The sequence below is a fragment of the Pectobacterium artocarpous genome (assembly GCF_046159765.1).
Lineage (GTDB): Bacteria > Pseudomonadota > Gammaproteobacteria > Enterobacterales > Enterobacteriaceae > Pectobacterium.
In genome coordinates, this window is record NZ_JBJXVK010000027.1 from 67,016 (window position 1) to 73,393 (window position 6,378).

Here is a 6,378-nt window from a genome sequence, read left to right on the forward strand (position 1 = left end):
GGTTAGTCAGGAAAAATCCAGATTCTTAGCAGGTAAGGTAACTGTTGGCTTTTCATCCTGTCAATACAAAATCGCCGCGCGCAATGTTAAACCATGCATCGCGTTGGCGCTTTAGGACGTGGGTTACGGGCGCGAGAATGCAGAAACGCGCCCTCAGGCGCGTTATATTGAAATAAAGAGAGTGAGTTACTCTTCTTGGGTCGGCTGAAGATTAGCTTCTTTGACGCTAGCGACTGCGCGTCTGGCCTCACCTTTATGTTGAAGTTTGTCCAACTGACGTTCGAGTTTAGTAATCAGCTCGTTGATGGCGGCATACATATCGTCATGTTTGGCGCTGCCAACCAGTGGGCCATTCGGCGTACTGATAGTAGCATCGGCGACAAAACCCTGAGGTTCTTTTGACAGAATAATATGCGGGTTAATCAGGTGGGTTTGCCACTTATCCAGCTTAGAAAGACGGTCTTTGACATGTTGACGAATTGCGGGGGTGATATCCATTTGCTTACTGGTAATATTAATAGTCATATAAACTTACCTCTCTGCCTATGTCCGTCTTGGAGGATTTCAGCATACAGAGAGTTGCGACAAAAAGCGTGATATTGATCGCTTTTTTTTGTCACTTTTTGTCAAGAAAACACGATTTGTGAGGCACCATTGGGAATCGGAGGGAAGTGCTTGAGGGGGCATTTGGCCTGTGCCATTATTGACAGGATGTATTGACGTTACCGCGCTGTTGTTGACTCCCGCCAACCTGTTTTTCTGTTCATCCAGCAAGTATAAGCGAATTGATCGACCCGTAAAAAAACGGCAACCGAAGCTGCCGTCTCATTATTGGGGAGACGCTAATCGTTTATGTCGGGTTAGCGGTGATGATTTTTGCGACTTTGTCCGCTTGTGCGGCCAGTTGCAGTTCACGGTAGGCATTTTCCATCAACGGTAAGGCCGTTTTCGTTGCCTGAGTATCTGGGTAATCACGCAGCATTTGCTCAACGCGATTAACTACTGCCACATAAGCGCCGCGTTTCGTGTAGTATTGCGCGACAGAAAGCTCATATTTGGCCAGACGCTCTTTGAGATAAACCAAACGCTTGTTTGCGTCGGTAGCGTATTGACTGTTCGGGTATCCCTGAATGAGCCTGCTGAAATCCCGAAATGCGGTGCGGGCATATTGCGGATCGCGATCGGAACGATCGACGCCGAAGAAGCCTTGTAACGCGCTATCATCCAGCGCCATGTCGGTAAGGCCGCGCATGTACAGGACATAATCCACGTTTGGGTGTGTTGGGTTGAGTCGCAGGAAGCGGTCAATAGAAGCTTGAGCCAGTGGCAGCTCTGCGGATTTGTAATAGGCGTATATCAAATCCAACTGTACTTGCTGCGAGTAGGGACCAAACGGATACCGGTTATCCAGTGCTTCCAACTGCGTGATGGCTGCTTTAAAGTTGCCGTCTTGCAGTTTTTGTTGAGCATTGGCATAGATTTCAGATGGCGGACTATCAGGAACCGCATCTTTGGAATTGCTGGAGCAACCAGCCAGCGCCAGGCTCAACGTGGCGGCAGCCACCAGATATTTCATACGCGTCATGACGTTTTGATTATCCTCAGAATGTTATTCCGGGAGGCTGTCCGTTAAGCTCCCGATTTAGACCAGCTACAATAGTACATTATTTTAAACGGCGTCGCCGTCAAAACCCAACGTTAACGAAGAAGCTGCATAATATGGCACAACAAGTACAACTCACCGCAACGGTGGCCGAATCTCAACTCGGACAACGTTTAGATCAGGCTTTGGCCGAATTGTTCCCTGATTATTCACGATCCCGCATAAAAGAGTGGATTCTTGAGAATCGGGTACAGATTAACGGCAATGTCACCAATAAGCCAAAAGAGAAAGTACTTGGCGGCGAATCGGTAGCTATTGATGCATTGATTGAGGAAGAAGCCCGCTGGGAAGCGCAAGATATCAAGCTGGATATCGTGTATGAAGATCAGGACATCCTGGTCATCAACAAACCCAGAGATCTGGTGGTTCACCCCGGAGCGGGTAACCCGGATGGCACGGTATTGAATGCCTTGCTGCATCACTATCCTGAGATTGTCGATGTGCCCCGTGCCGGTATTGTGCACCGACTTGATAAAGATACGACAGGGCTCATGGTGGTCGCGAAAACCGTCCCAGCACAGACGCGTTTAGTTGAGGCGTTACAGGCGCGTGAAATTACCCGTGAGTATGAAGCCGTTGCGATTGGCTCGATGACTGCGGGCGGCATGGTCGATCAGCCTATCGCTCGCCACGCAACCAAGCGAACTCACATGGCGGTGCACCCGATGGGCAAGCCTGCTGTGACACATTATCGCATCATGGAACATTTTCGTGCGCACACCCGTTTGCGGTTGCGTCTGGAAACGGGGCGCACCCATCAGATTCGTGTTCATATGGCGCACATTAGCCATCCTCTAGTTGGTGATCAGCTATACGGCGGTCGTCCTCGTCCACCAAGAGGCGCTTCGGAAGAGTTCATTGAGACGCTGCGTGGTTTCGATCGTCAGGCGCTGCATGCCACCATGTTACGCTTCTACCATCCTATTACCGGCATTCACATGGAATGGCATGCAGAATTGCCGCAGGATATGGTCGATCTGATTGAGGCGCTGAAAGCCGATACCGAAGAATTTAAAGATCAGCTCGACTGGTAATGAATTCAATACGATAAATGCCGATTTATAGAGGTGACGGACTATGCTGATATACCCCGACTGGCCTTTGCCAGACAGTGTGAAATCTTGTAGTACGACGCGTGTTGGTGGACGTAGTGTTGCACCTTATGATTCGCTGAATTTGGGGAATCATGTAGGTGATGAGCCTGCACACGTTACCGCAAATCGGCAAGTGTTGGTGGAGATGGCTGGTCTCCCAGCCATGCCGCATTGGTTGGAACAGATTCATGGCACCGATGTAATTCGTATTGGAGAGATGTCCCCTGCGTCCGTTTGCGGTGATGCTGCTTACACGGATAAGAAAAGGCTGGTCTGTGCGGTGATGACGGCTGACTGCCTACCCGTGCTTTTTTGTGCAATCAATGGCGATGAAGTGGCTGCTGCGCATGCTGGTTGGCGTGGATTATACGCGGGGGTGCTGGAAGAAACGTTAGCCTGTTTTCGTGCGCAGCCTACGCAGATCATGGCGTGGCTGGGCCCTGCTATCGGGCCTGATGCTTTTGAAGTCGGCCCTGAAGTGAGAGACGCATTTATTCAGCATGATGCTGGTGCGGCTTCGGCATTTCGGCCTGAAGGAAATAAATTTTTTGCCGATATCTACCAACTGGCAAGTTTGCGTTTACGCGCCGCAGGGGTAACGCAAATTTTTGGTGGAAGTGCCTGTACAGTGAGCGAACCTCACAGATTTTTCTCTTATCGGCGTGATGGCGTGACTGGCCGTATGGCAAGTTTAATCTGGCTGATATAACCTATTGAATTAAGACGATCCAGGACAAGTAGCGTTTAAATCCCATCACGACTGGCAAAATAACCTTGAAATTTTTGAGGGATGACCTCATTTAATCTCCAGTAGCAATTTTGACCAGTGTATGGGAGGAGTTATGCGTCTGGATCGTCTTACCAACAAATTCCAACTTGCTCTTGCTGATGCCCAGTCTCTCGCTCTCGGGCATGACCACCAGTTTATTGAACCACTTCATTTGATGAGTGCTTTGCTGCATCAGGATAGCGGAACGGTTGGTCCACTTCTGACTGTTGCCGGAGCCAATCCTAATCACCTGAAAACCGAAATCGACCTGGCAATCACTCGTTTGCCTCAGGTTGAAGGCACAGATGGTGATGTCCAACCTTCGAGCGAGTTAGTCCGTGTATTGAATATGTGTGACAAACTTTCGCAAAAGCGTAGCGATACCTTTATCTCTTCGGAACTTTTCGTGCTTGCTGCGTTGGAGTCACGTGGCACGTTGGGGGATATATTGAAAAAGGCGGGTGTTACGCAGCAAGGGGTAACAAACGCGATTGATCAAGTGAGAGGAGGGGAGCAAGTGAACGATCAGGGGGCTGAAGATCAGCGCCAGGCATTGAAGAAATTCACGATTGATCTCACAGAACGTGCGGAACTAGGCAAACTCGATCCTGTGATCGGGCGTGATGAAGAAATTCGCCGCACGATTCAGGTTTTGCAGCGTCGAACCAAAAATAACCCAGTGTTAATTGGTGAACCCGGCGTGGGTAAAACCGCGATAGTAGAAGGATTAGCCCAGCGTATCGTTAATGGTGAAGTGCCTGAAGGTCTGAAAAACAAGCGCGTACTGTCGCTGGATATGGGCGCGCTGGTGGCCGGTGCGAAATACCGTGGTGAGTTTGAAGAGCGCTTAAAAGGCGTGCTCAACGATCTGTCTAAGCAGGAAGGCAACGTCATTTTGTTTATTGATGAACTCCATACGATGGTCGGCGCGGGTAAAGCCGATGGCGCGATGGATGCCGGCAATATGCTAAAACCTGCGTTGGCTCGTGGTGAGCTGCATTGCGTCGGGGCGACAACGCTGGATGAGTATCGGCAATATATTGAAAAAGATGCAGCTCTTGAGCGCCGTTTCCAGAAGGTGTTTGTCGCGGAGCCTACCGTTGAAGACACGATTGCAATTTTGCGCGGACTGAAAGAGCGCTATGAGTTGCACCATCATGTACAAATCACTGACCCGGCGATTGTGGCGGCAGCAATGCTTTCACATCGCTATATTGCGGATCGTCAATTGCCCGATAAGGCGATTGACCTGATTGATGAAGCGGCATCCAGTATTCGTATTCAGATTGATTCGAAACCCGAGCCCCTCGATCGGCTTGAGCGCCGGATCATCCAGTTAAAACTGGAGCAACAGGCGCTGAAAAAAGAATCTGATAAAGCCAGCCAAAAGCGGCTTGAATTATTGAGTGCGGAACTCGACCAAAAAGAACGCGAATACTCCCAGCAAGAAGAAGAGTGGAAAGCAGAAAAAGCATCACTTACGGGAACTCAGAATATTAAAGCGTCTTTAGAGCAGGCGAAAATCGCGCTGGAGCAGGCTCGCCGTCAGGGCGATCTGGGGAGAATGTCTGAGCTGCAATACGGCAAAATCCCTGAGCTAGAGAAACAGTTGGCAGCAGCAACGCAGCAGGAAGGCAAAACGATGCATTTGCTGCGTAATCGAGTAACGGATGTTGAAATCGCGGATGTGTTGGCGCGTTGGACAGGGATTCCTGTTTCTCGCATGTTGGAAAGTGAGAAAGAAAAATTATTGCGAATGGAAGATGAGCTGCATCAGCGTGTGATCGGGCAGAACGAAGCCGTCGAAGCGGTAGCGAATTCTATCCGTCGTAGCCGGGCGGGGCTATCCGACCCTAATCGTCCAATTGGTTCGTTCCTGTTCCTTGGTCCAACAGGCGTCGGGAAAACGGAGCTTTGCAAAACACTGGCGACGTTCCTTTTTGACAATGACGACGCCATGGTCCGTATCGATATGTCTGAGTTTATGGAGAAACACTCAGTTTCACGTTTGGTCGGTGCGCCTCCTGGATATGTTGGTTACGAAGAGGGGGGATATCTAACAGAAGCTGTGCGCCGTCGTCCTTATTCGGTCATTTTGCTGGATGAGATCGAAAAAGCACATCCTGATGTATTCAATATCCTGCTTCAGGTATTGGATGATGGTCGCCTTACTGATGGTCAGGGCAGAACGGTCGATTTCCGTAATACTGTGGTCATCATGACGTCAAACCTGGGATCAGACCTTATTCAGGAGCGTTTTGGTGAGCGCGGCTACACCGAAATGAGAGACATGGTGCTTGAAGTTGTTAGCCACAGCTTCCGCCCTGAATTTATTAACCGTATCGATGAAGTCGTGGTCTTCCACCCACTGGGAAGAGCACACATTACGTCGATCGCACAAATTCAGCTTCAGAGACTATACAAACGCCTTGAAGAGCGTGGATATAGCGTCACGGTGACGGATGAGGCTTTAGATATGCTCGGAGAAGTTGGGTTTGATCCTGTCTATGGTGCACGCCCGCTTAAAAGAGCGATACAGCAACTGATAGAGAACCCACTTGCTCAGCAGATACTGGGGGGGAAATTGATACCCGGTAAACCGATCACATTAGATGTTGAAGGTGAACAGATAGTGGCACGGCAATAAGTATGTGAGTGAAACGGTAAGTGATAAACGTGGGCATTCGTTAATTGATGCCCCCGTTTTTACACGGCGAGCTCGGATTATGTTCACTTTCTGTATATGAAGTATGCGAAATGGTGTCTTTTGGTTTGTTTTTGAACGGTTGGAAAATAATTTGCATTTAGCGCTTGTCAGCCGCCGAGAAGTCCCTATAATGCGCCTCCACTGA

General features: G+C 49.5%; 5 protein-coding genes. 3 read left to right on the forward strand and 2 right to left on the reverse strand.

Features of this window, described 5'->3' with window-relative positions:
- Positions 1-186 precede the first annotated feature (186 nt).
- Both raiA and bamD read right to left on the reverse strand, forming a co-directional pair.
- Positions 187-525, reverse strand: coding sequence for a ribosome-associated translation inhibitor RaiA (gene raiA, locus ACKQAD_RS17040; RefSeq protein ID WP_409161222.1), 339 nt, complete (start codon positions 523-525; stop codon positions 187-189).
- Between the two features lie 325 nt (positions 526-850).
- On the reverse strand, positions 851-1,585 hold the full coding sequence (bamD, locus tag ACKQAD_RS17045) for an outer membrane protein assembly factor BamD (RefSeq protein ID WP_409161223.1): 735 nt from the start codon (positions 1,583-1,585) through the stop codon (positions 851-853).
- A 134-nt stretch (positions 1,586-1,719) separates the two neighbouring features.
- Between bamD and rluD the strand changes: the two genes are divergently transcribed.
- The 3 genes from rluD to clpB all read left to right on the forward strand — a co-directional run bounded on the left by rluD (position 1,720) and on the right by clpB (position 6,173).
- Positions 1,720-2,697 (forward strand): 23S rRNA pseudouridine(1911/1915/1917) synthase RluD, encoded by a 978-nt coding sequence (rluD, locus tag ACKQAD_RS17050; RefSeq protein ID WP_409161224.1) that lies wholly within the window; start codon positions 1,720-1,722, stop codon positions 2,695-2,697.
- A 43-nt stretch (positions 2,698-2,740) separates the two neighbouring features.
- On the forward strand, positions 2,741-3,466 hold the full coding sequence (gene yfiH, locus ACKQAD_RS17055) for a purine nucleoside phosphorylase YfiH (protein WP_409161225.1): 726 nt from the start codon (positions 2,741-2,743) through the stop codon (positions 3,464-3,466).
- Positions 3,467-3,599: 133 nt separating this feature from the next.
- On the forward strand, positions 3,600-6,173 hold the full coding sequence (gene clpB, locus ACKQAD_RS17060) for an ATP-dependent chaperone ClpB (protein WP_409161226.1): 2,574 nt from the start codon (positions 3,600-3,602) through the stop codon (positions 6,171-6,173).
- The last annotated feature ends 205 nt before the right edge of the window (positions 6,174-6,378 follow it).

What these genes read in the sequence shown, in the direction of transcription:
- raiA (WP_409161222.1), bottom strand. Translation starts at nt 525, where the DNA reads ATGACTATTAATATTACCAGTAAGCAAATGGATATCACCCCCGCAATT.
- bamD (WP_409161223.1), bottom strand. Translation starts at nt 1,585, where the DNA reads ATGACGCGTATGAAATATCTGGTGGCTGCCGCCACGTTGAGCCTGGCG.
- rluD (WP_409161224.1), top strand. Translation starts at nt 1,720, where the DNA reads ATGGCACAACAAGTACAACTCACCGCAACGGTGGCCGAATCTCAACTC.
- yfiH (WP_409161225.1), top strand. Translation starts at nt 2,741, where the DNA reads ATGCTGATATACCCCGACTGGCCTTTGCCAGACAGTGTGAAATCTTGT.
- clpB (WP_409161226.1), top strand. Translation starts at nt 3,600, where the DNA reads ATGCGTCTGGATCGTCTTACCAACAAATTCCAACTTGCTCTTGCTGAT.